The organism is Leisingera sp. CC-HEC096, assembly GCF_059429235.1.
Genome location: NZ_JCAIJS010000001.1, coordinates 690,884 through 713,958 on the forward strand (window position 1 = coordinate 690,884; position 23,075 = coordinate 713,958).

Below are 23,075 nucleotides of genomic sequence, written 5' to 3' on the forward strand. Positions count from 1 at the left end.
TTGTAATTTCAGCAGCTTAGCAGCTGTAGTACATGCCGAACTCAACCGGGTGCGGGGTGTGCTCGTACTTGTGGACCTCTTCCATCTTCAGCTCGATGTAGCCGTCGATCTGGTCCTTGGTGAACACATCGCCCTGCAGCAGGAAATCGTGGTCGGCGGCCAACGCGTCGACGGCTTCACGCAGCGAGCCGCAGACGGTCGGGATGCCTTCCAGCTCTTCGGCCGGCAGATCGTACAGGTTCTTGTCCATGGCTTCGCCCGGATCGATTTTGTTGCGGATGCCGTCCAGACCGGCCATCAGCAGTGCTGCAAAGCACAGGTAGGGGTTTGCCGCCGGATCGGGGAAGCGGGCCTCGACGCGCTTGGCTTTCGGGCTTTCGGTCCACGGAATACGCACACAGCCGGAGCGGTTGCGGGCGGAGTAGGCGCGCAGAACCGGTGCCTCGAAGCCCGGGATCAGGCGCTTGTAGGAGTTGGTGGACGGGTTGGTGAAGGCATTCAGCGTCTTCGCATGCTTCAGGATGCCGCCGATGAAGTACAGCGCTTCCTGGCTGAGGTCGGCATATTTGTCGCCTGCAAACAGCGGCTTGCCGTCTTTCCAGATCGACATGTTCACGTGCATGCCGGAACCGTTGTCGCCATAGATCGGCTTCGGCATGAAGGTTGCCGACTTGCCGTAAGCGTGCGCCACGTTGTGAATCACGTATTTGTATTTCTGCAGCTCGTCGGCCTGTTTGGTCAGCGAGTCAAAGATCAGGCCCAGCTCGTGCTGGCAGGAGGCAACCTCGTGGTGGTGCTTGTCCACCTTCATGCCCAGGCGCTTCATGGTCGACAGCATCTCAGACCGCAGGTCTTGCGCTTCGTCGGTCGGGTTGACCGGGAAGTAGCCGCCTTTCAGGCCCGGGCGGTGGCCCATGTTGCCCATTTCGAATTCGGCGTCGGTGTTCCAGGAGCCGTCGGTTGCGTCAACCTCGTAGGACACCTTGTTGATGGTGTTGGAGTAGCGCACGTCGTCGAACAGGAAGAATTCCGCTTCCGGGCCCATATAGGCCACGTCGCCGATGCCGGAGGACTTCAGGTAGGCCTCGGCCTTCTGGGCGGTGCCGCGCGGGTCGCGCTCATAGGCTTCGCCGGTGTCCGGCTCCACGATGGAGCAGTGCAGGCACAGGGTCTTTTCCGCATAGAACGGGTCGATGTAGGCGGACTCGGTGTCGGCGACCAGTTTCATGTCGGAGTTTTCGATCGACTTCCAGCCGGCGATCGACGAGCCGTCGAACATGAAGCCTTCTTCCAGGAAGTCTTCGTCGACCAGATCCACATCCACGGTCACGTGCTGCAGCTTGCCGCGCACATCGGTGAAGCGGATGTCGACATAGGCGACGTCCTCGTCCTTAAGTGTCTTGAGAACTGCGTCTACGCTCATTCCCTCGGTCCTTTTTGTAGAGATGTAAGGATTTTCGTTGAAGTCTTTAGAGTGCGTCCGGGCCGGTCTCGCCGGTACGGATGCGGATCGCTTGCTCGACGGGCGAGACAAAGATCTTGCCGTCGCCGATCTTGTCGGTCTTGGCAGCATCGACAATGGCTTCAATCGCCTGGTCGACCTGATCGTCGTCCAGCACAACCTCGACCTTCACCTTGGGCAGGAAGTCGACCACATATTCGGCGCCGCGGTAGAGCTCGGTGTGGCCCTTCTGACGGCCAAAGCCCTTCACCTCGATCACCGAAAGGCCTTGGACGCCAACGTCCTGCAACGCTTCCTTCACCTCATCCAGTTTAAAAGGCTTGATGATGGCTTCGATCTTTTTCATCGGCTTTGGCTCCTCGCAAGCTTGTTGGAGGTGTCATTTCACTTCTAAATGAAGGCAGCAATGCACAGCTGTGCGGCTGCGGCAATTGTGGGCAGGATTTGATCGTGACTGCCCAAAAATTAAGCACTGCGCCCGGAAATTGCGCAGAATTGAATCGGGGAAGGGCAAAACATGACCGAACTGCTGACCGCAGCCCAGATGCGGGCCATTGAGCAGGCCGCCATAGAGTCCGGCGAGGTGACCGGGCTGGAACTGATGGAGCGCGCCGGGCAGGGGGTGGTTGAGGCCATCTTTGAGGAATGGCCGGAGCTGGCAGAAGAGCGAGGGGCCGGCCCCTCGCGCTCCCCGGAGTATTTGGAGAAAGATGAAGGGGCGCGCCGGGCGGTGGTTCTGTGCGGGCCGGGCAACAATGGCGGTGACGGCTTTGTGGTGGCGCGGCTGTTGAAAGAGCGCGGCTGGGAGGCGGAGGTGTTTCTTTATGGAGACCCGGCCAAGCTGCCGCCGGATGCGAAGGTGAACTATGAGCGGTGGCGGGAGATAGGGGCGGTGCGGCCGCTTTGTGAGGAAGTGATTGATGCTGGAGAGGATGCAGATCTGGTGGTTGATGCGGTCTTCGGCACGGGGCTGGCGCGGCCGTTTCTGGATCACGGCGAGGTTCAAAGCGAGCTGAAGCTGTGGCAGGCCGCTTCCAGCCGTGGCGCGGCCCCGCGGGTTGTGGCAGTCGATATGCCCAGCGGCGCTTGCGCGGATAGCGGGCTGTACCGGGGGTGCGCGGGTGAAAACCCGTTCGATGCAGCTGTGATGGCAAATCTCACGGTGAGCTTCCACCGGGCAAAGCTTGGGCAATTCCTGTCTGCCGGCGCGGAAGGGTGCGGCAAAGTTGTTGTGAAGGACATTGGCCTCGCTGACAGGGGTAGCCCCGCGGTGCCGGGCGAAGTGGTGACGCTTGCGGCGCCATCTGCCGGCGGCAAGGCGGCGGGGCATAAGTACACCCACGGCCATGCCCTCGTCCTCTCTGGCGGTCATGGCAAAACCGGCGCCGCCCGGCTGGCTGCCCGCGGCGCGCTTCGGATCGGGGCGGGGCTGGTCACCGTCGGCTCGCCGCGCTCGGCGATGTTTGAAAACGCCGCCAATCTGACCGCCATCATGCTAAAACAGATCGACGGCGCGCATGGGGTCAGCGAGCTCCTGGAGGACACGCGTTTCAATGCGGTCTGCCTCGGCCCTGGCCTGGGCCGCGGCGCCGATACCCAGGCGCTGGTGATGGCGGTGCTGAAGGAAAATCGCGCCACCGTGCTGGACGCCGACGCGCTCACGAGGTTCGAGCTGAAACCCGAGGCGCTGTTTGAGATCCTGCACGAGAATTGTGTGCTGACGCCGCATGGCGGCGAATTCGCCAAACTGTTCCCGGACCTGGCGGACAAGCTGAACTCGCCCGCCACCTCAGGCCCGGCCTATTCCAAGGTGGACGCCACCCGCGAGGCGGCGAAGCGCGCGGGCTGCGTGGTGCTGTTCAAGGGGCCGGATACGGTAATCGCCGCGCCGGACGGGCGCTGCTCAGTCAATTCCGCCCATTACGAGCGTTCCGCGCCCTGGCTTGCCACAGCCGGATCTGGAGACGTGCTGGCGGGGTTCATCACCGGATTGATGGCGCGCGGGTTCGATCCGATGCAGGCAGCGGAAACCGCCGCCTATCTCCACGTCGAATGCGCGCTGGAATTCGGCCCCGGCCTGATTGCCGAGGACCTGCCGGAGCAGATCCCCGCGGTGTTCCGCAAGCTTGGGATGTAAGCAGGCTCAAGCCGCCGGGCGCAGGTTCTCTTGCGGCGCGGCGGCTGCCGCCAGCTCAAGGCCGCCTGCATAGATCACATGCGGACGGGAGAACTCCAGCACCGTCAGCTCCATCATCTGCAGGCCCAGGTCGCGGATGAATTCGCCGTCCACCAGCTCATAAGCCGGCACCACCGCCTGCGGCTGGCTGAACATCGCCTTGGCGCGCCAGTCGCGGATCAGAATGCGCTGGTCCCAGGGCACGGTCAGATCATCTTCACACCGGGTGTCGCCCAATGACCCGGCGGCGATGCAAACTGCCTGCAGCATGGCGCGGCGGGTTCGCACGGCTTCGACCTGGGCCATGCCTTGGGTGCGGGTGATCAGGCTGTCGCCTGCTTTGATGTCCTCTGCGGGACGCTCGCCCTCCCGGGTCAGCACGATGGTTCCGCGCAGCAGGCTGATGTTCTGGCTGCCTTGAAACAGGCGCCGTGGCTGCGTCTGGCCGCGCGCCGCCAGTTGCGCGCGCAGGGCCGCATTTCCAAACGGTTTCATATTATTGCTCGCTTTGTCTGCCTCAGACTTTTTTGCCAAGCTACGGCAGAACCGGATTCCAGGCCCAGCCTTCCGCGGCAAAAATCCGCTCATTGTTGCAATTATGCGGACGGATTGTTGCCGATCTGCACATCGGCATCCGGGCCGCGTTTTCCGCTCGCATCCCCCGCCAAGCTTTGCTATTCAGCGCGTCACGCGGCGGGTCTGTCCCGGCGCACGTGCGGGTGTGGCGGAATTGGTAGACGCACCAGATTTAGGTTCTGGCGCCGTAAGGCGTGGGGGTTCAAGTCCCTTCACCCGCACCATTTTGATTTTAAAGGAAAAAATGGAATTGTGCGACGCGGCCAGCGACGGGTGATTAAGAGTGTTTTACACTTTGTTTTACACTCTTGCTTCTGTTCTTATTCTGTTTTTGTTCTGTTCCGGCGCAGCTGGGCCGTTTTGGACAGCTGCTTTTGCCTGGCTTGCTGGCGGTACTTCTTGACCATCTCCAGCGACTTGTGCCCGGTCACAGACTGAATTTCCGTGTCTGAGCACCCTGCCTCTGCCAGCTCTTTCGCGGCGGTGTAGCGCCAGCCGTGAATTACAAAGTCCTCTGCCTCGATCTTCTTGCGGACCTCGGCTACAAGGCTTTGTGCGCGCCTTTTGCTGAGGTGCTGGGTCAGGTTCTTTGCCAGAATGTGTTTTCCGTTGCGAGGCAGGCACTCCAGGAAGGATTGCAAACGCTCCGGGCAGAAAATCGAAAGCCGGGCGCCGGTTTTCTCCTGCACAACGTCCATATAGCCGCCCTGGAAGTGCGCCCATTCCATGGCAACCACATCGCCTATGCGCTGTCCGGTGCCGATGCAGAGTTCATAAATCGCTCGCTGAATCGTCAGGCCATGCTGCTCGCAGTAGCGCTCAAATGCTGCCAGCTTTGGTTCTGGCCAGGCTTCATAGCTACCGCCTTTCAGCTTCTCGACGCCCTGGGCGGGGTTGGCGGTGATCCATTCCAGATCAATCGCGTGACGGGCCAAAATCGAAAGCTGTTCGACCATTGTATTTGCCTTGCGCCATTGGTCTGCATACTTGTCTCGCGCTGCGATAACGTGCTTGCGGCGCAGTTTGGTAAAGTCCTTTGGACCGTTCTTTTCGCGGAGCAGTTCCAGCGTGCGGCGGTACTCGGCTTTGGTGCTTGCTTTGAGCCCTTTGAAGCGCGGTGTCTGGTAGTAGCTAGTAATCAGGGCGTCAAAGCTAGTTTTGACAGTCCCCTGGTGCTGGCCGGACCTGATGGCCCAGTATTCCCGGTCAAATTCCTCGCTATCCGGGTCGTCCGGCAGACGGATAAGGGTCTTTCCCTTGCGAAAGTACCAATAGTCTTTGCCGCCCCGCGGGATCCGGGCCAGATAGGGTTTTGAGTTCTTCTTTACCATTCGAAGTCTTCATTCAGCATGGCGCCTGAGCTAATCGCCTCAAGCTGTTTTACGGACCAGCGCTCAACCCTGCCGCCTATCTTGACTGGCTTGGGCAAGCTGCCCGCTTCCACCAGGGCGCGGAATTCCTTAAGCGGCATATCCAGCATCTTAGCTGCTGTGCTTTCGCGCGCTAGGATTTGGTTTGCGGTGGCCACGGAATCCGTCTCCTGGTTCAGTTCTTGCCTTGGGCGCGCTGCATCCGGCGGGTGCATTTCCGCATGATCTGGCGGCGCTCTTCTTTCAGGTCGTGCAGGGCTCGCTCTTTTACCCGGATGCGGACGTGAAGCTTGGCAAGGCGGCGCAGATCCATTTCATCCGCGAAGTGCAACCACAGCGCTCTGAGGCCGAATAGCTCAACCTTTGCCAATGGCTTGCGGGGCTTCTTTGATCCGTTCTGTGTATCTGTGCCAGCTACACGGGCGGCGGTGTCTGTTGCCGTTTGCATGAGCGTTCCGATCACCGGATAGGGGTTGCGAGTTTGCCGGTCCATGCGTCGAATTCGGTGCGCAGGGCCTGGAAGCGGTCGGCGGCGGCTTGATTGTGCAGCAGCTCGCAGCGGCTGCTGACCTAGCAGACCTGGCGGACGTATTCAGCCGCACCGCCCTGGGTCAGCATCTTGTCCGGGTAGCCGCAGCGTTGGGCTGCGAAAGTCTGAAACCGCGGGCAATTGCAGAGGATGCCTGCCTGTGTCGATGGCGGCAGATCCTCAAAGCGCTTTTTCTGTTCCGTGGGCATTGGCTTGCCTTTCTGCAGGGCGGGTGCGGCGCGGCTTCGTGAGTGGTGGACTTAGCCGCGCCCGGCGGATCTGACGGGGTTCAGTTTCTGGAAAAGGGTCGGTGGCGGTTCGGGACGTGCCCCTGGCCAGTCTGCTGAGGCGCAGGTTTCAGATGGCCTCGGCAACGTGTGTGTGCGGGTGGCAGCGGAGCCGCACCGTTGAACGGGCAATCCGGGCGGCCATCGGTGGCGCGGCGGGTGCCGTCGATATTGTGGTGGACCTGCGCGGCCCGCATCCAGGCGTCCAGCGCCGCGGGCATGTCATCGCCGGAGGCGGAAACGCCCAGCAGGGTCACATACCAGCGCGTGGCTTCGAAATCGAAGCGGTCGCCGGGATCGGTGCTGCCCGGGGTGATCTTGCCGCCCATCTCCTGCAGCAGTATCGCTTGGCCGAAGCGGCAGCGGGCGCGCATGGCGCGTGCGGCGGCATAAAGCTCCTGCGGGGTGCAGGGTCGGGCGGCGGTCAATGTGGGGTGCGTCTGCATGCGGGATCCTGATCATTTGTGCGCGGGCGGCGGATGGTTTGGAGGACTGCACCGCCCGCGCTGATCCGCGCCGCAAGACGGGCGCGAAACCTCAAGGAAAAGCGGCGCGTCGATCCTCCGTCACGCGCCGCTTTCGGCTAATTTGGGTGGGGTGGTGCCCTTGGGTGTGCCCGGCCGGTGCTTCCGATTCCAGGTGCGGTTACACGGACGGCAGCAACGGGCTGTGCGTCAGGCCGCATCGCAGCGCGGCACCGGGATGTTCTTTTCCGCGATGAGGGCGCGCACCTTGGCGCCGACGCGCGCAAGTGTCTGGTCTGTCGGCTCCGGTGCCGGTTCCGGGCGGTCAATCAGGTGAGCCGCGCGGAGGCGTGCCGGGTCAAAGCCTTGGCCGCGGGCGGCCTTCATTGCGGCCCATGCCTGGGTGAACAGGGCGGTATCGTCAAGGTAGCGTTCCGGTGAGCCAGCAATCTGCCGGGCGGTGTTGTTTATGTCTTGCATTCAATCCTCCATCGGTTGATAGGGATACCGATAAACTAAGCAAATTGCGTAGGTCAAGGGTAAAACTAAGCAATATGCGTAGCAACTGTTAGCGAGAGGTTTACCATTCTGTAAGGCTACTGCCTGCGGGGGGATTCTGAGGTTAGCGATTCTGCCATGCTGGCGAGGGGTTCATTAGGCGACGTCCCCCTACTTTCGCGCAATTCATGCGGAATTAGGCAAATGGATACGAATGAAGAAAAGTTGTTAAGGTTGTTAAAAGAGGCGCGAGCCAAGTCGAGCCTACCGTTGGACTTCTGGGCAGACATCACGGAAGGACTGGATTACAGGTCCCTGGAGATCCTAGTGGGCAAGTCTTCGATCTTTCCGAAATACATGAACTCAAGCGGTAAGCTGTAGCATTTTCGAAGCTTCTTAGCGGCGCTTAGGGAAAGTTCGCGTCGCGCGTTTTCAAACGGTCCATACGTCTGTTCGGTCATACCTGCTCGTTCTGCGAACTCTTTTTTTGTGAGTCCGAGGATCTCGCGCACGCGTTTGAGCCGGGCTGCGACTGCTTCAATGTTGTCTTCTTGATCTTCAAGCATGGTCAATTTCTACCGTTGAAGCTGAATTGCAGCACTGAGCAATTTGCGTATTTACATCCTACGCAAATTGCGTAGTTACTAGGCGCATGAGTGCTGAGAGCAGAACAGAAACAGTTGCAGATTTTCTTGATGTCGCCGAACGGGTGCAGTTTCAGAAAGAAACTGGGTTCTCGGTGCAGTTGGTGACACGCGCCAAACGTGTGGGGCTCTTCCCCGCGCACTGGTTTTGGGCTGTTCGGAGCTACTGTGAAAAACATGGTATTGAAGTCCCCGAACATCTGTTCAAGGGGCATCCGGATGCGAGCGGGAAGGATGCCGCATGAGCCGCCCCAGCCTGACCCTGATTGTGAACAATGATTTGCCATGCGGTGAGCGTGGCGCGGCGGCCGGTCAAAAGTCTTGGTCAAATCAGTTTGACCCTTATGCGCTTAAGGTTAGCGCTCCTGATCTTTGGTCGGCCTACTTCCGTGCCCGGTTCGGCAGCCCACGCGAGGTCGCGCTGTTCTGCGATGTGAGCTTTCAGACCGCGCTGAACTGGTGGGGCGCGGTAACCGCGCCCGCAAGCCACATCGCGCTTCTGGTCATGCTGACCGATCCGGGCGCGGCTGCGTTTTTCGGTGATGAATTGGCGAGGGCGGCGTAATGAGTGCCGCCAGACTAGAGAACGGCCAATTACCAGCCGCACTCCTTCCGCAATGGTTCGATCGCCTTTTCGATGCCGGTAATATCGAACCGCGCGACAACTTTGCTTTGGCCGTAAGGCGTAAAGCGGAAGATCGCGCGTTTGCTCCCAGTCATAGCTTTTATGAATGGGATTGCTTTGCCGCCGGTCCAGAGGCCAAGAGCAGCGTTATCAGTGCTGGCATTGAATTCCCGAGAGTGAGCAGGCTTGTCTCCGAAGCGATATTCTACTCGCCCATATCCGCCTACGCCGGAAGCCAAGTGGCAATCGGTCGCGATGTAAATTGCGGTTGTGTTCTCGGAGCAACGGAGGAGGAGAGTTGCTTTCTGCGGCGTGCCGTAGTTTCGGCATGCGAGTTCATTTTCAGACTGAAGAGACGCGAATACATCTGTTGTGTCCTTGAATTCCGACTTGTCGATCCGGACGTTCCAGTTGCCCTCGGGCGAAGCGGTGACGGTCGGGGTGGGCGTCACACCTGCCTCTTTGTCGTAGCAGGCGAGGCGATCCAGATCATTCTCGATCGCGGCGCAGGCGTTGGCGAATGTGGCGGTTGGGGCCGTGATTGCTGCGAACATCAAGGCGGCTGCGAGGTGCCGTGGAAAACGCATCAAAGAATCCTTTTCGTCAGTTTGTTGGCTACCGCAGAAGGTGCAGGCAATCGGGGCGGCGGACAAGCCCCGGTTGTCTGCGGAAATGCTGCAGGTGTCGGGGTGGGCAGACCTCGGGGACACGCCGACCGGGGGCAGGTGTACCTGCAAGCAGCCCCCATTTCCCTCCCTGTTGGACTAGGGCGCGCAACGGGTGTCTCGCTGTGCGCCCCTTTTTCTGCGGGGTTGCGTCATGCGTGATCTGGTGGAAATCGCCGCCGACTTTCCTGCGGAGCCGGATTGGCTTTGGTTGGGCTGGTTTTGGGAGCCTGCCGGGCTTTTGAGCCGCCGGGCGCGCCTGGCTGTGGTGGCCGCAGATGCGGGCGGCAAGCTTGCTTGTTTGGCAACGCCCTTTGCGAATGTCTGCGGCGGGCCGGGTCAGGCGGCCGATGCGGCGATGATCTGGATGGACCGGGCCGCGGCGGCAGGGTTTCTGCCGCTGGCGCCCGCCTATCTGGCCTTTGAGGCCGGGCGGGACGTGCCGGAGCCGGAAAATGTGCTGCGCTATGCTGATCTGGTGATTGTGCCGCCGGTGCCCGGCTGGCAGCGGTCGGCCTGTGTGTGGCGGACGGTCTGCTTGGCGCTGACGGATCACAAGCCGGTTTATGTGCTGGGTGGGGAGACGGCGGGCTCGGGCTTGCCGAGTTCGATCGGGGAGTGCTGATCAATGTCTGATCCCGAAGCGCTTGACGAAACGACGCTGCAACAAGAGGTGCCGTCGCCGAAGAGGCGGCTGCATGTGGCCGAAATTATCGATGTGGTGCGGGTCTATTATCAGCTCCGGAAGGGGGAGTTGACCGGCCCAAGCCGGGAGCGTCGGGTGTCCTGGCCGCGGCAGATGGCAATGGCGATGATCAGGAACCGCACGTCTCTGAGCACTCCGCAGATCGCCCAGGCTCTGCACCTGCAGTGTCACACGACGGTTTGGTTTGGCCTCAAGCAGGAGCGGGAGCGCTGCTAGAAGCGGCCGGTTATCCAGGCAGATTGTCACGAGCTGCGGCGGCAGTTGGCTGAGCGCGCCGGGTCCGCTGATTTCATCCGGCACGAAGATGCGCATGGCCGGCCGTTTTCATCGGTGCGCGCGGGCCGGGGCTGACAGGAAATTGCGGCCCGCTGCAGGGCGGGTTGGAACGATAACAAGAGGAAGGGCAGGGCAATGAATGCACACGCAAGGCATCTGCAGCCGATCGATGCCGAGGATTTGGAGGAATACCCTATTTCAGCCAGCGACCGGCTGGACTCGCACTACTTCCTGCAGTGGAACCTCAAGCGCTGGCGGGCCAGCGAGTTCCGCCGGAAGGCCGATCCGGATGTTGGCTGGTACGGCATGCAGCTCTTTTTCATTGCGCAGGATGAAACGCCCATTGGCACGTTGCCCTGCGATGATGAGCAACTGGCGTATGAGCTGCGGTTGCCGCTGGAAAAGTGGCATGCGCTGATTGAGCGCAAGATCACCCCGCTGCACAACTGGCACCGGGTGCGGTGCGACAACGGGGAAATCCGCTGGGCTCATCCGGTTGTGATGGAGGTGGCCGTAGAGGCGCTTGGATCAAGCCGGAAGAACAAGGCGGATCAGGAGGAGCGAAAGTACAACAAGCGCCTCAAGGATCTCCGGGAAATGATCGAAGGCCGGATCGGCGCGGGCCAGCTTCTGCGTGCGCCTGGCTTCCTTGAGCGCTTCAATGACTGGCTGGAGGAACGCTATCCGCGAACGCAGCGGCGCGAGGCGTTTGTTCGTTCTGCCCTGGACGAATTCCAGACGGAATGCGCTCCGTGATCGGCTCTGGTGGAATCTGTGCATTCTGTGACGGTTACAGACTATTCCGGGAAAGTTACGGAACCGGCCCGGAAAAACACGGAATTTCCCGTGTTCTGTTCCGGTTGTCCCTTTTTTTGCGCGGTTTCTGTGACCGCCGAAAAGAGAAGAAACGAAATGAAACGAAAAGATATTCGCGGGTCGCGCCATCGGGAACGGGCTGCCTGTGGATAGGTCGGACAGGCTTAGAAAGAGGAGCGGTGAAGGCAGATGTGCAATGACCAAACCGAAAGCAAGCGCGCCCGGGTGCGGCGGCTGGTGATACAGCCGCTGCAGGAATTGGGCTTCAAGTTTCCGAAGGGCACGCCGGAGGACAGGCAGCGGGCTATGCTGGACCGGCTGGCGGACTCCATCGCCTACATGAGCGACAAGGGGCTGATTGCCTTGCAGCAGTCCCTGCAGACCAAGGGTGAGGGCTCGGCGAAATGCTTCTGGCCGTGCCGCGCAACGGTGATGGGCTGGGCGGAGGCGCTGGAGCACCGCCCGCTTGATGAGCTGCCGGAGCTGCTGGGGTGGTTCCGGTCCCGCGCCGGGGCGGAGGCAATGCGGGACGGTGTTCTGCTGGCGGAATACCTGTTCTGGCGGGATAACAAGCGCCCCCCGGCAAAGGGGCCGGAGAAAGACCGGGTTCGGCGGCAGGCTGCCGAGTTCAACAGCGAATATCAGAAGATCATGGAACGGCGCGCGCGCGGGTTCCCGGATATCCACGACCAGGGGGAATTCGTCCGCTGGTACGAGCGCACGCTGAAGAAGTGCGAGGCGTGGGTGATGGAAGGCAAGGCGGCCCGGGAAGGGGCTGGAGTGAAAGAAGGGATGCAGGCGTGAGCGAGCATGTAGCAGTGGTGGCCGCAGATGGTGAGGCGGTCATGACGCCGGTTGAAGAATACCTGGCGGCCCGCCAGCTTCGGGAAAAGAAAGAGGCGACGCGGATCGTAGAAGTGAAGGCGCGCGGGGCTGTGCCGGCGGAGTGCGGGCCGATGATACCGGAGGCTCCGGCACGCGGGACCTTTCGGGTGTTTGACCCTTATCAGCTATTCCCGGATGGCGAGGGATACGCGGTCAAGTCCGCAGGGTACCGCGGGCGGAAGGCTATGCAAATCTCTGACGCTTTCGACACGATGGAAGCGCAGGCGCGGAAAGTTCTGTTCACTGCGGAGCAGAAGGATATCGGGCGGGCCTATGGCGCGCTTTATGAAAAGCTGGAGTGTGCAGGTGTTCGCTGCACCTCGATCGAGGCTCTGAGCCAGCAGCGGGACGGCGGCGGTGGTGAGTATATTGACGCGCTGCTGCGGGACCGTGAGCGGCTTGATCATTGGCGGCGGCGGATTGGCGGTCGGGTGGCTTTGGAGGTGCGCCGCGTCCGGCCGTCTGACCGGAACAAGCGAGGGCTGATCAGTGATCAGCGGCTTGTGTATCTGGTTTGTGTTGCGGGCCTGACCCTCTCGCAGGTGCTGAGTTCCTGCGGCTGGGTGGCGCCAGGTCAAAGGGCGCAGGGAAAGCACATCAAGGCGCTGAGGGCTGCATTGTGCGATGCGCTTGACCGGATGGCGGGACATTTTACGAAAAGGAGAGTCGTTGTGGATGCGAAGGGCAAGGAAACGATTACGCGCGGGCAGCAGTGCCTGGCTGCTGATTGGCTGCAGGAGCAGGCGGATAAACATCAGGAGTTCGCCAAGAGCGTTGAAAAGATGAGAGGAAATGAAACCCTGGCTGAAACGGAGGCAAGCCTTGCCCGGTCCTTGCGGGTTGCTGCTCGGCACATGCGTGCGTGCGCTGAAAACCCGGATGGGTAGAAAGGGTATTGACGGTTAGTACGACCGCGTGCCAATGAATATGCATCATCACGAAATGCGCCCGCAGGAAACTGCCGGGCGCATTTGCTTTGGTACTCTCGAAAATCGGAGGTTGTCATGCGGCCAGCCGGAGAAAGCCCGGCGATGGGGTTCCTGTGGCGCGTCTGAAGGTTTGCGTGGCGTCGGGCTGCGAAGACCTAGCGCTGCCAGGCTTGTCCCACTGTGACCATCATGAGGCGCAGCGGCAGTCAAAGCTGAAGGCGCGGCGGGTAAAGTCGCAGCCCTCGTTGCCCACAAGCTCTATGCAGATCCTAAGTGGTGAACGTGCTGAAGGATGCGTGTTTTGCCCCACAATATTTGATTGCGGTGACTCAGGTGAACTCCTAGATTTCGCGGTAATGGAGTGCGCTGGCGTTTGGATTTACTCTTGCGTGCAACCCGGAGAAGACAATTTTTAAAGTGGAGCAGGCTAGGAATGCCAACTTTTGACTATGTCGGTACTAATGAAGACAACCGTTTCGAAATAAGCAGCGAGTTTCCCTATAGCAAAACCTTCTACATGAAGGGGCGGGGCGGGAACGATGAACTGGAAGGCGCCTTTTTGCATGGCAATGTCATTTTCGGAGGGTCTGGGCATGACACTCTTTCGGGCGGGGCCTACTCAAATAGGCTAGTTGGTGGCGGAGGGAATGACTTCCTAGATTCTTGGATCTCATCAAGTTTCAATGAGCTTTCCGGGGGTAATGGGAAGGATTATCTGCGTGGCGGATCCGGTGGGAACTTGCTGAATGGCGGTGCCGGGCGGGACACATTGATCGGTGGTGATGGAGGGGATACCTATTTCGTTGACAATTTCGGCGATGTCGTGAGCGAGAGCTATGTACCGTACTGGGACAATGACCCAGACCCGGCTGACAAAGTCGTTAGCACTATTTCTTGGACGCTGGGTTCAAACCTCGAAGACTTGGAACTTGTTGGCTCTGAGAAGATAAGTGGCAAAGGCAATGAGCTGGACAACGTCATCGTTGGGAATGAGGCACGCAATGTGCTGAAAGGCTTAGCTGGTCGTGACGCACTCGAAGGCGGTAAAGGCAATGACAAGCTCTTTGGTGGCGGAGGCAAAGATTCACTAGACGGCGGTGCGGGGTCTGACACGCTTCTGGGGCAGAAAGGACGAGACCAGTTGTCTGGTGGCCGAGGAGCTGACACTTTCGTTTTTAACAAAGGAGACGGTTCAGACACTATCTCTGACTTTGAGATCGGTGTGGATCATATCAAAATTGGTAGAGGTGCAAATAGTTTCGATCAATTAGGGTTTGAGCAGGTCGGTCAGGATGTTTTCGTCACTTTCCGGAATGTCAAAATTTTGGTTGAAAGCGTTTATATTCAAGATTTGCAGGTTTCCGACAACTTCATCTTCTAGCGAGTAATTTCGGCTTTGAACAAAAACCCCTGTCCTTCAACAGAATAGGTCGCTAAAGACGAGCTTGACGCTTAGCTCATCTGCGTACTGCAAAGTAGGAAGCATCACGAAATGCGCCCGCAGGAACCTGCTGGGCGCATTTGTTTTGGAGGGTCGCTTATGACGGCTCGGAGCGAGTACCACCACCTTTACAACCTCTCAGCTTGGCGGCGGCAGTTGCGGCCCCAGCATCTTCAGCGGGAGCCGCTGTGCCGTGCGTGCTTGCGGCGCGGTATCATCAATGATGGCTCGCTGACCTCGTCGGGCGAGCAGCAGGCCAATCCGAGGCGGCGCTTTCTGGTGGTCGACCACCGCGTGCCGCATCGCGGTGACAAGGCGCTGTTTCTGGATCCGGAAAACCTGCAGACGCTTTGCCCGGATGATCACGATCAGAACAAGCAGCGGCTGGAAACGCGGGGCTATTCGGAAGAGCGCGGCGAGGATGGCTGGCCGCTCGACCCGATGCACCCGGCCAATGAATAGGGTCGCCGACTTCCAAATGGGAGGGGGAGGGTCGCAAGAAAATCCGCTTTCGGTGGAAACCGGAGGGGGAACCTTTCTGTGCGCAAAGTCGAAATTGGATAGAAAAAGCCACACTGGAGAAGGGGTTAAGCAGGGTCATGCGGGGGCGGAAACCAGCAGAAGAAAAGGTTGTGCCGCTCACCGAAGACGGCGGCCAGCTGCACAACCTGGATGAACGCGCCCGGATCCGGCTGGAGGAACTGCGGCCGGAAGGGCTGACCGGCGAACTGCGTTGGACCTTTGACCGGCTGGCGCTGCCGCTGTGTCATCCGACCGTTGACCGGTTGAAGCCGCACAACAGCAGAGGAAATGCGGCCGCGGGACGGTGTGGAATACCTTTTGGGCATCATCGAGCAAATTGTGCCGGTGTTCGCTAACGCGTTGCATCCAGTGGATGCTTGGGGTGTTTATCTCACCCCAACGCAGCGGACTATTGCCGGGATTTTGTTTGACCGTTCCCCTTGTGTCGTAGGCAGGGAAGGCTTGTTCGACTTGGTTTATGCAACAAGGCCGGACGGTGATCTGCCCGGTATCGAAGTTATTGACGTTATGGTGCGGCAAGTCCGTATGCGTGTCCCGGAGACCGCAGGTCGCATTGTGACGCATAGAGGGCGCGGCTGGTCTTTCCAGAAGTGCGAGGTCGAAAGCAAAGCGAGCCAGTGATGAACGGCCGGCGTTCACCGGGCTTTTGATGGGCGGCGGTTTCTGGACTCCTGCTTGCGGAAGTCAGCGAAGGGCAGCAACGAGCCCTGAGCCGTCATTGCCCTGGGTGCGGCCCTTCGCTGGCGCGGCACGTCGGTCACAGCCCAAAGCGAACCTAAGTTCATTACTCTGACTAGGTTGTGGAATAGCTTTGCGCCGAGTGCTCATGGTTGAGAAACCCACTTGAGCCGCTCATACAAGGACTTCCCCGCATTGACCCTGCTCGCGTGAAAAGTGCATCGTTGCTGCAGAATGTTGAAGGAAAGGACCCCGCAATGGCAGGTTTCTTGGAGCGAGCGCTTCATTCTGGGAGCGCGGTTGCGGGAGTTTTCGGATTTGGAGACATCGCCAAACTTTTCACGGACCCAGCAACGCAGCAACTTGCGCTTGATCGCCTTACCCACGAGAAAATTCTACAAGATCCTCGGAGTGTTGCACCGCCTGATCTTGTCGGTGCTGGAAAGCTACGGCCGATGTATCAGGCTGTCGGTTTTAGATTTAGGGAACCTGAAATCGCTTCTTTCCGAGCTTGGTGCGGTGATTCAAGCAAAAAGCTATCAGTCCGTCTTGTAACCGGGGGCTCGGGGCGGGGAAAAACACGCCTTATGGTCGAACTAGCGGGCAGCCTGCGCGACAATGGGCCTGTGCGACCGGGCCAGACACAAGGCAGTTGGTCTGCAGGTTTTCTAGACCTTGAGAAGCTGGCCAAAGCCGATGCCTCCGACTTCAATGGTCCATTGTCGGTTCCATTCGCCTCAAGGAATGATCTGTGCCTGATTGTTGATTATGCCGAAGGCCGATCAAGAAAGCACATTACCGGTCTCCTCAAGGCTGCTTTAGAGGCCATGGATTCTGGACGGCAGGAGTTGACGCGCATTGTTCTCATTGCACGTCAGCGTACCGAAGTTTTTGACGCGCTTCTGCGCGACTCTGATTTGCGCGACCGTGCTGTCGTCGAAATTCATGACGAGGCCTTGGATTTTGTTCCTGACCCCAGAGCATTCTTTGAAGCTGCCTGTGAGGATCTGGGCGTTCCTGCGCATGCAAGAACCTTCCCCAACGACCTGACACCGGATTGTGGGCTTCTGTCTCTTGCGGCGTTGCTTGCCGCAACAGATGAGGAGAGCATTTCCACTTCGACGGACGAGAGCATTCTAAAACGTGTTCTCGATCACGAGCGAAGCTATTGGGAAAAGACTGCACGCCAATACCATGTGCCGGAACTATTGCTAGAACAGAACGCACAAGAACTGGTCGCAGCCACGCTGACGCTTTACGGGCTACAAGGGGCGATTGCTGATATTAACGAAGGCCTTGAGCTTGTTTCGAACATCCCACTTCTTGCGGATCAGAGCCAAGCAGCGAAAACGGCCTTGGTTCGAACCATTTCTGAACTCTATCCGCACCCGGACGGAGCTGTCGAAGGGGTTGGGCTGGACCTCCTCGGCGACGAGGCCGTGAAATATCTGGGCAACCACGCACTTTGCCCCGCGCAAAACAACGCACAAATCCTATCTGCCTTGACCCGCATTACCTGGCTGGCTCGAAGAGATGAAAAAAGTGCAGCTCAACTTCTCGACGCAATCTTACGGCAGGACCCAGAGAGCAAATTGAATGCCATTTGCAAGCACGCGTCATCCCTTGGGGAACCTCTGGGTAAGCTTGCAGCTGACTGGATGCAAGAGAACTCAATTGCCCCCCCTTTGGCGATCCAGCTTGCAGCGCGACTTCCTCATTTCACGGTCTCCCTTCGCGAATTTTCTGTTGTTGTAACATCAATTGCCCTCGGCCATCCGAATTTGAAGACGGGTACTCGCGCGGGGGTGTTGAACGACCTTGCTAATAGGCTCAATGATCTTGGCCAACACAATGCGGCGTTCGCTGCGGTTCAAGAGGCGGTTGAGTTAAACCGCCAGCTTGCAGCGGCGCGCCCAGAGGATTTCACTCCGAACCTGGCCGCGTCCCTGACCACCCTTGGCAATACACTTTCTAATCTTGGCCATCACAAAGCGGCGCTCTCTGCGACTCAGGAGGCGGTCGATCTGAGACGCCAGCTTGTGGCCACGCGCCCGGAGGACTTCACTCCGAATTTGGCCGGATCCCTGAACAACCTTGCCTATAGGCTCGTAAGTCTTGACAATTACATGGGAGCGCTCACTGCGGCAAAAGAGGCGGTTGGACTATTCCGCCAGCTTGCCGAGGCCTGCCCGGAGGATTTCAATCCGGACCTAGCCATGTCCCTGAACAGCCTTTCCAATATACTCTCGAGTCTTGGCCATCACAAAGAGGCGCTTCCAATGGCTCAGGAGGCGGTTGATCTGAGACGCCAGCTTGTCGCCACACGCCAAGGGGATTTCACACCGGATCTGGCCATGTCCCTGAACGGTCTTTCCAATAGGAGCTATGCTCTTGGCCATCACAAGGCAGCACTCACTGCGGCTCGAGAGGCGGTTTGCCTATTCCGCCAGCTTGCCGAGGCGCGCCCGGAGGCCTTCAATAAGAATTTAGCCAGTTCACTCGGAACCATGTCTCAAATACATCGAGTTATGGATATGCGGAAAGAGGCATATGTAAGCCTGCATGAAGCAATCACTCTTGTCGCCCCCCTCTTTCTTCACTCGCCGAAGGCCTTTGCGCATTTGGCTGACAAGCTTTACCGCAACTATTTAGAGGCCTGTTCAGAATTGGGTGAAGCGCCAGATAAAGAACTGTTGGAACCTATGTTGGCTGCGTTCGAAAAGCTCAATCAAAAGAACTTTTGAAACCGAGATTACGGGCCGGATCTCGCTACACTTGCGTAACATTTGAGTGCAAGTGGAGAGAGAGCGGCGCTCCACACCGCTATGCAGCGCCGCACGGAATGTAGTTTTGCAAAGGTCGCTATGACGCGCGAAGCAGATACGAGGGGACGTCCAAGCTGCGCCTGCAGCGAACGACGGCTTGGTCCGGCATAGCAGTCGCTCGGGCCGTGCAGTTTTGGATTCGCCGAGACAAGCGTTTGCACCGCGCAGGGGGAGAGAAAAGGGAAGGCTGATACCGCGCAGGTTGCCTTATCCAGAAATTGTGTCCAGATTGGGCGCGTGAGGCAGGATTTTGAGTAAGAAAGCAGTGTCCGAATCCAAGAAAGAGCCCATTCGGAAGATCGGCTATGCCCGGGTTTCGACCGCGGATCAGAACCCAGACATGCAGATCCAGGCGCTCAAGGATTACGGCGTTCCGGAAGAGCTGATTTTCGTGGACCGGGCCAGCGGCGGGACCATGAAGCGGCCCCAATTCATAAAGGCGCTGCGGTATGCACAGCACCCCGGGACCGAGTTCGTGGTTTGGAAGCTCGACCGCCTCGGGCGCACGCTAGAGGGCATACTTGAGGTGCTGAATATGCTTGAGCAGAGCGGGATATCGTTCTTCAGCCTGACTGAGCGGGTGGACGTGACAACCCCGATGGGCAAGGCGATGCTGCAGATGATGGGCGATGTTGCCGAGTTGGAGCGCAACCTGATTGTTGAGCGCACCAAGGCTGGGATCGAACGCGCCAAGGCGCGGGGCGAAAAGCCTGGCCGACCGGTTGCCATGACGGAAGAACGTGTCGAGGTGGCCGACATGATGCTGCAGATGGGTGAGCGCGGAATGACCGTGTTCCACAAGGTCAGGGATATGCCGGGGCCGCCGGTCAGTCGGGCGGCGTACTATGCTTGGCAGAAGGAATGGGATGATGGCCGCGGAGGCGATACGCCCCAGGATGATGAGTCTGAGTAAGGAGGTGAGAATTGGTTCTAACCAATGAGTTGGTAACGCAGGTCATCGTATTGGCGACGGCTGTTCTAGGGCTTTACAAGGCCGCTGGTGCCAGTGAGCAGGACCCAATTGGGGAGCGTATTCGTGCAGTGCTGGCGTTGGTTATTGTCCCGGCGGCAATGCTGGCGCTACTGTGGCTTTTCACTTCTTTGCCTCATTTCTTGGCAGGTGTGATGGTGAGACAACCTCCAATCAATCCGGAGGAACAGAACGCAGAGCAAATGATGGCCATAACAGAGAGATTCTGGAACCAAAGTATGCGTCAAGATGCTCTTCACATGACAATCGAGCAGGCTCTTACTGATGGCCGATATGACATTGCCGTTGAGGCAGCGAGAGACCTAAATCCGACAGGGCAGGCAGACGAAGTGCGGATGCGAGCGATCAAATTGCTTGCTGGCCTAGAGTCCAAGTAAGGAGTATTTTAATTGAAAATTTGTCGAGTGGTTCTAATACCCGTGGATATTGCTCTGTCAGGTGAGCTAACCGTAACGATCGATGTTATACTAGATCAAACCAACCGAGCAGTGTTTGAGCTGCCGACTTTTGGGATAGTTGGGAAATTTGGTGCGAACCAGCCTGATGTTGTCCCATTTGTACTGTACCGAGACGGCCGCCTGGACTACGGCGACAACTCAGATGATCCGCATGATCGTGATGATGATAGGTTTGAGAAGTGCGACATTTACGCTTCTCACCGCACGGTAGACATCGGGTCCTATGTCAACATTGTTAGTGATGGGGAGGATCACCTTTACCGTGTGAAAACGGTCGCTCCATACGGTGAATACAAGCGCTCAATGTGACTGATGACATCCACTGATTTGTCCAGAAAAGGAGGCAGTATGATTGTTTTCAGATCCAATTTCTTTAGAGCAACTTTTCTCGGCGCTATGCTGTGTTTTTCGTTGGTACGTCCAGCGTTGAGTGCTAGCGCGACAGAGCTATCTTGCGGTTTGGTCTCGTCCTTTTTGGACAATAGATCCGGTGCATTAACAGCGTTTCGCGAGATTATGAGCACTATGGATGATGCGAAATTTGGGGAAGTTGCCCCTTTCTTCGCGACGTTGCCCGAGGACTTTGCTAGCGGAAAGGTTGCCGAAATTGCCAATGTCGGAGACCTCTACATCGAACATTTCATTGTGCTTAACTCACCGGAGTTGGGTAACGTCTACTTTCGCGTCATTTACGAGGCGGGCAGCGATACAATGATTGGGGTGAAGTTCGACATTAATACAGCTGCCGAGAAAGTTTTGGGGAGTTGGCCGGTATTTCAGAAACCCGTTTTGCAGCAGTGCTGACGGGTCCAACTAAGGAGCCAGGTGTGCGACTCGCATTGTTCATGCTGGCATTCGTGGTACTTGCGACGCCCCTTTGGGCGGGCGGGGTGAAGGTGCGCGATGCTGACACCATCGTGGTGAGCGGTACGCCGGTTCGCTTGCAGGGGGTGGACGCTCCAGAACTGGACACCGGCGCTGGTAAGGACGCCCGTCGTTGGATGGTGAATTACTTGGCCAACAGAACGGTCGAGTGCACATTGAACGGCGAGCGATCCCATGACCGATACGTCGGCTTCTGCTATGCTGATGGGGTGGATATCGGGGCGGCCGTTATTGCTGCGGGCTACGCTCTGGACTGCCGGCGGTACTCTGGTGGGCGCTATCGGCATCTTGAAACCTCAGCAGCGAAGTCGCGGATCCGCCGGGCCAGTTATTGTCGGTAAGTGCATCAAGGGAGAATGGTGGTGATTGTTATTGAGAAAAAGTACCTCCCGAAAGAAATCAGCGAGGTTCGAATAAACAGGGAACAGGTAACTTGGGTGCAGATCACAGCTGGTGGTGGAGACGGAAACGTATTGCTTAGAGTGCACTTTCCATCTGGACCCAGTCTGAAGTTGGCAATCATAGAAGCTGAAGCAAATCAGGTGTTGGGTCTGTTCATTTGATCCATATCGGGAGCGCGAGGGGGCTAGCCCGGTGCTTTGCTCCCGGCGCTCCACCAATTCTGCGCGTAGTAGGGGCGGCAGCGGCCGTGCATGTTGTCGGGGGTTGCGCGATCTTCCGGGCAGTCGGCGGCAATGATGCTGAGTGCCTGGGGCAGCTCCGTTTCGCTTCCGACGATCTCCACAAACCGCTCTTTCTTATAGCGCCCATACCGGCTGCAATAGTTGCAACAGATTTCAACCGTCGGCAGTAGGTAGTCTTTGGCGCGCATGTGAGGGGGTGAAGTTTGTCCTTGGTTTGTTCCGTTTTATACTTTCACGCTCCGTTCTTGCAATGTCCTATAAAACTTTCAGGCTATGTTCGTTGAAATCATTGATTGTTCGTTAGTTTTAGGTTCTGGCGCCGCAAGGCGTGGGGGTTCAAGTCCCTTCACCCGCACCACCTCTCTAAAGAATGCGGATTTTGTTTTCTTCGCCGCGGTGGCAAGGCTGGTCGCGGATAGCGCGCGGGCAGGGGCGTTCGCGGCCTGGCGGCCATTGACGGATCCTTGCCCGGAATGATCAGCGGGCTACCTGCCGGGTGAGATTTTCCGAATATTCTGCTGAGGGAGATAGCCATGCCACGTCTTCATCATTTTCTCAGCGCGGCGGCGGGGTTTTGTGTCCTAGGGCAGCCTGCGGCAGCTGAACTAAAATACACCAACAATTCCGGCGGCTACGTTGAGATCTATGGGCAATTGAACCCGGCCATTATCTCGGTCGATGACGGGCAGCAGACAGAGACGAATGTGCTGGACAATGACCTGTCCCGCTCCCGGGTGGGGCTGCGGCTGATCCAGCCCTTTGGCAGCAACACCTTCGGCTTCCGCTTCGAAACCGGGCTGGGCTTTCCGAATTCGACCGAAGTCAATCAGTTCGGGTCGAACTACAGCGGCTGGACACGTGCGGATCTGCGTCATGTGGACTTCTGGCTGGAAGGGAGCTGGGGCAAATTCTCAGCGGGGCAGGGCAGCATGGCGGCGGATGGCGCGGCTGAGACGGATCTCTCCTATGTGGGCGCTGCGCTCTATTCCTATACCGTGGATTCCAACGCCGGATTTCTGTTCCGCGACACCACGGGGGCGCTGACCGGGCCTGCACTGGTCAATGCTTTCGACAATCTGGACGGCTCCCGGCGCGGCCGCATCCGCTATGACACGCCGGACTTCAACGGGTTTTCCGCTGGGATCGCCTGGGGGCAGAACGTGCTCTCCTCTTCGGATGATGCCGACTATTATGACATCGGCCTGTTTTACGGGCAGGAACTGGGCTCTGCCGAATTCAGCGCATCCCTGGCCTATCAGGTGCGTGAAGATGCCGGCACCGACCGGTCGGACGTGCTGGGGGCGGCCTCGGTGCTGCTGGACAACGGCATCAGCTTCACGGTTGCGGGCGGCACCCGGGACAACGACGCGGCAGGCGCCAGCGACCCGAGCTATTACTATGCCAAGATCGCGTATGAGGACGAATGGCTGGCCTGGGGCAAAACCGGCATTGGGGTGCACTACTATGACGGTGAGGATTTCAATGTCACCGGTTCGACCGCCAAAGGCTGGGGGATTGGCGCGGTGCAGAAGGTCGAGACCCTCAATACCGACATTTACCTGACCTATCAGGAGTATGAATACGAAGATGCCGCAGCGACCTACCAGGATCTGACGACCTGGGTTCTGGGCGCGCGCTGGAAATTCTGACGGCGCCGGAGACAGACCTCGAAAACGCCCTGGATCTCCCGGGCGTTTTTTTG

The 23,075-nt window shown here is 58.5% G+C and carries 32 protein-coding genes and 1 tRNA gene; 21 read left to right on the plus strand and 12 right to left on the minus strand.

All coding sequences use genetic code 11. The annotated features are described in order from the left end of the window. Window positions 1-16: 16 nt before the first annotated feature. Window positions 17-1,423, minus strand: coding sequence for a type I glutamate--ammonia ligase (gene glnA, locus AC5STI_RS03420; protein WP_475051684.1), 1,407 nt, complete (start codon window positions 1,421-1,423; stop codon window positions 17-19). A gap of 46 nt (window positions 1,424-1,469) precedes the next feature. Further along, window positions 1,470-1,808: a P-II family nitrogen regulator gene (locus tag AC5STI_RS03425; RefSeq protein ID WP_008554830.1), complete on the minus strand. Its 339-nt coding sequence runs from the start codon at window positions 1,806-1,808 to the stop codon at window positions 1,470-1,472. 171 nt (window positions 1,809-1,979) lie between these two features. Here AC5STI_RS03425 and AC5STI_RS03430 point away from each other — a divergent pair, with 171 nt between their 5' ends. Further along, entirely contained in the window at window positions 1,980-3,599 is a 1,620-nt protein-coding gene (locus tag AC5STI_RS03430) for an NAD(P)H-hydrate dehydratase (protein ID WP_495445581.1), read from the plus strand. A 6-nt stretch (window positions 3,600-3,605) separates the two neighbouring features. Here AC5STI_RS03430 and AC5STI_RS03435 read toward each other — a convergent pair whose 3' ends face one another. Next, window positions 3,606-4,133 carry a Hint domain-containing protein gene (locus AC5STI_RS03435; protein ID WP_495445582.1) on the minus strand — a complete coding sequence of 176 codons (528 nt, stop codon included), beginning with the start codon at window positions 4,131-4,133 and terminating at the stop codon, window positions 3,606-3,608. 220 nt (window positions 4,134-4,353) lie between these two features. Between AC5STI_RS03435 and AC5STI_RS03440 the strand changes: the two genes are divergently transcribed. Further along, a tRNA-Leu gene (locus AC5STI_RS03440) sits at window positions 4,354-4,438 on the plus strand. Window positions 4,439-4,534: 96 nt separating this feature from the next. Here AC5STI_RS03440 and AC5STI_RS03445 read toward each other — a convergent pair. The 7 genes from AC5STI_RS03445 to AC5STI_RS03475 all read right to left on the minus strand — a co-directional run bounded on the left by AC5STI_RS03445 (window position 4,535) and on the right by AC5STI_RS03475 (window position 7,928). Continuing rightward, window positions 4,535-5,545: a site-specific integrase gene (locus tag AC5STI_RS03445; RefSeq protein ID WP_495445583.1), complete on the minus strand. Its 1,011-nt coding sequence runs from the start codon at window positions 5,543-5,545 to the stop codon at window positions 4,535-4,537. Then, window positions 5,539-5,742 (minus strand): helix-turn-helix transcriptional regulator, encoded by a 204-nt coding sequence (locus AC5STI_RS03450; RefSeq protein WP_495445584.1) that lies wholly within the window; start codon window positions 5,740-5,742, stop codon window positions 5,539-5,541. The genes AC5STI_RS03445 and AC5STI_RS03450 overlap by 7 nt, the downstream gene beginning before the upstream one ends. Before the next feature lie 17 nt (window positions 5,743-5,759). Next, window positions 5,760-6,077: a hypothetical protein gene (locus tag AC5STI_RS03455; RefSeq protein WP_495445585.1), complete on the minus strand. Its 318-nt coding sequence runs from the start codon at window positions 6,075-6,077 to the stop codon at window positions 5,760-5,762. A gap of 77 nt (window positions 6,078-6,154) precedes the next feature. Further along, the gene (locus tag AC5STI_RS03460; protein WP_495445586.1) at window positions 6,155-6,322 is read right to left on the minus strand and encodes a hypothetical protein; all 168 of its coding nucleotides are present in this window, start codon (window positions 6,320-6,322) and stop codon (window positions 6,155-6,157) included. 80 nt (window positions 6,323-6,402) lie between these two features. Then, window positions 6,403-6,846 (minus strand): hypothetical protein, encoded by a 444-nt coding sequence (locus AC5STI_RS03465; protein WP_495445587.1) that lies wholly within the window; start codon window positions 6,844-6,846, stop codon window positions 6,403-6,405. A gap of 228 nt (window positions 6,847-7,074) precedes the next feature. Beyond that, on the minus strand, window positions 7,075-7,344 hold the full coding sequence (locus AC5STI_RS03470) for a hypothetical protein (protein ID WP_495445588.1): 270 nt from the start codon (window positions 7,342-7,344) through the stop codon (window positions 7,075-7,077). A 323-nt stretch (window positions 7,345-7,667) separates the two neighbouring features. Beyond that, a complete protein-coding gene (locus AC5STI_RS03475; protein WP_039146292.1) occupies window positions 7,668-7,928 on the minus strand; it encodes a helix-turn-helix transcriptional regulator in 261 nt (86 codons plus the stop codon). A gap of 86 nt (window positions 7,929-8,014) precedes the next feature. On the opposite strand from AC5STI_RS03475, the gene AC5STI_RS03480 reads away from it, so the two are divergent. Together AC5STI_RS03480 and AC5STI_RS03485 are read left to right on the plus strand one after the other, a co-directional pair. Next, window positions 8,015-8,251, plus strand: coding sequence for a hypothetical protein (locus tag AC5STI_RS03480; RefSeq protein WP_495445589.1), 237 nt, complete (start codon window positions 8,015-8,017; stop codon window positions 8,249-8,251). Beyond that, complete coding sequence (locus AC5STI_RS03485; RefSeq protein WP_495445590.1) at window positions 8,248-8,571, plus strand: hypothetical protein; 324 nt, start codon at window positions 8,248-8,250, stop codon at window positions 8,569-8,571. Before AC5STI_RS03480 ends, AC5STI_RS03485 begins: the two co-directional genes overlap by 4 nt. A gap of 29 nt (window positions 8,572-8,600) precedes the next feature. Here AC5STI_RS03485 and AC5STI_RS03490 read toward each other — a convergent pair whose 3' ends face one another. Further along, on the minus strand, window positions 8,601-9,284 hold the full coding sequence (locus AC5STI_RS03490) for a type VI secretion system-associated protein TagO (RefSeq protein WP_495445591.1): 684 nt from the start codon (window positions 9,282-9,284) through the stop codon (window positions 8,601-8,603). Window positions 9,285-9,450: 166 nt separating this feature from the next. On the opposite strand from AC5STI_RS03490, the gene AC5STI_RS03495 reads away from it, so the two are divergent. The 16 genes from AC5STI_RS03495 to AC5STI_RS03570 all read left to right on the plus strand — a co-directional run bounded on the left by AC5STI_RS03495 (window position 9,451) and on the right by AC5STI_RS03570 (window position 21,292). Further along, window positions 9,451-9,921 (plus strand): hypothetical protein, encoded by a 471-nt coding sequence (locus tag AC5STI_RS03495; RefSeq protein ID WP_495445592.1) that lies wholly within the window; start codon window positions 9,451-9,453, stop codon window positions 9,919-9,921. A gap of 3 nt (window positions 9,922-9,924) precedes the next feature. Then, window positions 9,925-10,218, plus strand: a complete 294-nt coding sequence (locus AC5STI_RS03500) for a helix-turn-helix domain-containing protein (protein ID WP_495445593.1) — start codon at window positions 9,925-9,927, stop codon at window positions 10,216-10,218. A gap of 195 nt (window positions 10,219-10,413) precedes the next feature. Further along, window positions 10,414-11,034 (plus strand): hypothetical protein, encoded by a 621-nt coding sequence (locus AC5STI_RS03505; RefSeq protein ID WP_495445594.1) that lies wholly within the window; start codon window positions 10,414-10,416, stop codon window positions 11,032-11,034. 249 nt (window positions 11,035-11,283) lie between these two features. Next, entirely contained in the window at window positions 11,284-11,898 is a 615-nt protein-coding gene (locus AC5STI_RS03510; protein WP_495445595.1) for a hypothetical protein, read from the plus strand. A gap of 41 nt (window positions 11,899-11,939) precedes the next feature. Then, window positions 11,940-12,866, plus strand: coding sequence for a hypothetical protein (locus AC5STI_RS03515; protein WP_495445596.1), 927 nt, complete (start codon window positions 11,940-11,942; stop codon window positions 12,864-12,866). A 475-nt stretch (window positions 12,867-13,341) separates the two neighbouring features. Beyond that, entirely contained in the window at window positions 13,342-14,289 is a 948-nt protein-coding gene (locus tag AC5STI_RS03520) for a calcium-binding protein (protein ID WP_495445597.1), read from the plus strand. Window positions 14,290-14,448: 159 nt separating this feature from the next. After that, window positions 14,449-14,811, plus strand: a complete 363-nt coding sequence (locus tag AC5STI_RS03525) for an HNH endonuclease signature motif containing protein (RefSeq protein ID WP_495445598.1) — start codon at window positions 14,449-14,451, stop codon at window positions 14,809-14,811. Between the two features lie 170 nt (window positions 14,812-14,981). Beyond that, entirely contained in the window at window positions 14,982-15,227 is a 246-nt protein-coding gene (locus AC5STI_RS03530) for a hypothetical protein (protein ID WP_495445599.1), read from the plus strand. Then, on the plus strand, window positions 15,190-15,513 hold the full coding sequence (locus tag AC5STI_RS03535; protein ID WP_495445600.1) for a winged helix-turn-helix domain-containing protein: 324 nt from the start codon (window positions 15,190-15,192) through the stop codon (window positions 15,511-15,513). The genes AC5STI_RS03530 and AC5STI_RS03535 overlap by 38 nt, the downstream gene beginning before the upstream one ends. A gap of 314 nt (window positions 15,514-15,827) precedes the next feature. After that, entirely contained in the window at window positions 15,828-18,314 is a 2,487-nt protein-coding gene (locus tag AC5STI_RS03540; protein WP_495445601.1) for a tetratricopeptide repeat protein, read from the plus strand. 331 nt (window positions 18,315-18,645) lie between these two features. Further along, window positions 18,646-19,308: a recombinase family protein gene (locus tag AC5STI_RS03545; protein WP_495445602.1), complete on the plus strand. Its 663-nt coding sequence runs from the start codon at window positions 18,646-18,648 to the stop codon at window positions 19,306-19,308. 11 nt (window positions 19,309-19,319) lie between these two features. Further along, on the plus strand, window positions 19,320-19,763 hold the full coding sequence (locus AC5STI_RS03550; RefSeq protein ID WP_495445603.1) for a hypothetical protein: 444 nt from the start codon (window positions 19,320-19,322) through the stop codon (window positions 19,761-19,763). A 42-nt stretch (window positions 19,764-19,805) separates the two neighbouring features. Next, entirely contained in the window at window positions 19,806-20,153 is a 348-nt protein-coding gene (locus AC5STI_RS03555) for a hypothetical protein (protein ID WP_495445604.1), read from the plus strand. A gap of 39 nt (window positions 20,154-20,192) precedes the next feature. Beyond that, complete coding sequence (locus AC5STI_RS03560) at window positions 20,193-20,648, plus strand: hypothetical protein (protein WP_495445605.1); 456 nt, start codon at window positions 20,193-20,195, stop codon at window positions 20,646-20,648. 23 nt (window positions 20,649-20,671) lie between these two features. Continuing rightward, the gene (locus AC5STI_RS03565) at window positions 20,672-21,070 is read left to right on the plus strand and encodes a thermonuclease family protein (RefSeq protein WP_495445606.1); all 399 of its coding nucleotides are present in this window, start codon (window positions 20,672-20,674) and stop codon (window positions 21,068-21,070) included. A 15-nt stretch (window positions 21,071-21,085) separates the two neighbouring features. Next, window positions 21,086-21,292, plus strand: coding sequence for a hypothetical protein (locus AC5STI_RS03570; RefSeq protein WP_495445607.1), 207 nt, complete (start codon window positions 21,086-21,088; stop codon window positions 21,290-21,292). A 23-nt stretch (window positions 21,293-21,315) separates the two neighbouring features. Here the strand turns inward: AC5STI_RS03570 and AC5STI_RS03575 are convergent, their stop codons facing one another. Then, a complete protein-coding gene (locus tag AC5STI_RS03575) occupies window positions 21,316-21,561 on the minus strand; it encodes a hypothetical protein (RefSeq protein WP_495445608.1) in 246 nt (81 codons plus the stop codon). Window positions 21,562-21,906: 345 nt separating this feature from the next. Here AC5STI_RS03575 and AC5STI_RS03580 point away from each other — a divergent pair, with 345 nt between their 5' ends. Further along, on the plus strand, window positions 21,907-23,022 hold the full coding sequence (locus AC5STI_RS03580; protein ID WP_495445609.1) for a porin: 1,116 nt from the start codon (window positions 21,907-21,909) through the stop codon (window positions 23,020-23,022). The last annotated feature ends 53 nt before the right edge of the window (window positions 23,023-23,075 follow it).

Coding starts and splice junctions, on each gene's coding strand:
- glnA (WP_475051684.1), bottom strand. CDS start 1,423: ATGAGCGTAGACGCAGTTCTCAAGACACTTAAGGACGAGGACGTCGCC.
- AC5STI_RS03425 (WP_008554830.1), bottom strand. CDS start 1,808: ATGAAAAAGATCGAAGCCATCATCAAGCCTTTTAAACTGGATGAGGTG.
- AC5STI_RS03430 (WP_495445581.1), top strand. CDS start 1,980: ATGACCGAACTGCTGACCGCAGCCCAGATGCGGGCCATTGAGCAGGCC.
- AC5STI_RS03435 (WP_495445582.1), bottom strand. CDS start 4,133: ATGAAACCGTTTGGAAATGCGGCCCTGCGCGCGCAACTGGCGGCGCGC.
- AC5STI_RS03445 (WP_495445583.1), bottom strand. CDS start 5,545: ATGGTAAAGAAGAACTCAAAACCCTATCTGGCCCGGATCCCGCGGGGC.
- AC5STI_RS03455 (WP_495445585.1), bottom strand. CDS start 6,077: ATGGACCGGCAAACTCGCAACCCCTATCCGGTGATCGGAACGCTCATG.
- AC5STI_RS03460 (WP_495445586.1), bottom strand. CDS start 6,322: ATGCCCACGGAACAGAAAAAGCGCTTTGAGGATCTGCCGCCATCGACA.
- AC5STI_RS03465 (WP_495445587.1), bottom strand. CDS start 6,846: ATGCAGACGCACCCCACATTGACCGCCGCCCGACCCTGCACCCCGCAG.
- AC5STI_RS03470 (WP_495445588.1), bottom strand. CDS start 7,344: ATGCAAGACATAAACAACACCGCCCGGCAGATTGCTGGCTCACCGGAA.
- AC5STI_RS03475 (WP_039146292.1), bottom strand. CDS start 7,928: ATGCTTGAAGATCAAGAAGACAACATTGAAGCAGTCGCAGCCCGGCTC.
- AC5STI_RS03480 (WP_495445589.1), top strand. CDS start 8,015: ATGAGTGCTGAGAGCAGAACAGAAACAGTTGCAGATTTTCTTGATGTC.
- AC5STI_RS03485 (WP_495445590.1), top strand. CDS start 8,248: ATGAGCCGCCCCAGCCTGACCCTGATTGTGAACAATGATTTGCCATGC.
- AC5STI_RS03495 (WP_495445592.1), top strand. CDS start 9,451: ATGCGTGATCTGGTGGAAATCGCCGCCGACTTTCCTGCGGAGCCGGAT.
- AC5STI_RS03500 (WP_495445593.1), top strand. CDS start 9,925: ATGTCTGATCCCGAAGCGCTTGACGAAACGACGCTGCAACAAGAGGTG.
- AC5STI_RS03505 (WP_495445594.1), top strand. CDS start 10,414: ATGAATGCACACGCAAGGCATCTGCAGCCGATCGATGCCGAGGATTTG.
- AC5STI_RS03510 (WP_495445595.1), top strand. CDS start 11,284: ATGTGCAATGACCAAACCGAAAGCAAGCGCGCCCGGGTGCGGCGGCTG.
- AC5STI_RS03515 (WP_495445596.1), top strand. CDS start 11,940: ATGACGCCGGTTGAAGAATACCTGGCGGCCCGCCAGCTTCGGGAAAAG.
- AC5STI_RS03520 (WP_495445597.1), top strand. CDS start 13,342: ATGCCAACTTTTGACTATGTCGGTACTAATGAAGACAACCGTTTCGAA.
- AC5STI_RS03525 (WP_495445598.1), top strand. CDS start 14,449: ATGACGGCTCGGAGCGAGTACCACCACCTTTACAACCTCTCAGCTTGG.
- AC5STI_RS03540 (WP_495445601.1), top strand. CDS start 15,828: ATGGCAGGTTTCTTGGAGCGAGCGCTTCATTCTGGGAGCGCGGTTGCG.
- AC5STI_RS03560 (WP_495445605.1), top strand. CDS start 20,193: ATGATTGTTTTCAGATCCAATTTCTTTAGAGCAACTTTTCTCGGCGCT.
- AC5STI_RS03570 (WP_495445607.1), top strand. CDS start 21,086: ATGGTGGTGATTGTTATTGAGAAAAAGTACCTCCCGAAAGAAATCAGC.
- AC5STI_RS03575 (WP_495445608.1), bottom strand. CDS start 21,561: ATGCGCGCCAAAGACTACCTACTGCCGACGGTTGAAATCTGTTGCAAC.
- AC5STI_RS03580 (WP_495445609.1), top strand. CDS start 21,907: ATGCCACGTCTTCATCATTTTCTCAGCGCGGCGGCGGGGTTTTGTGTC.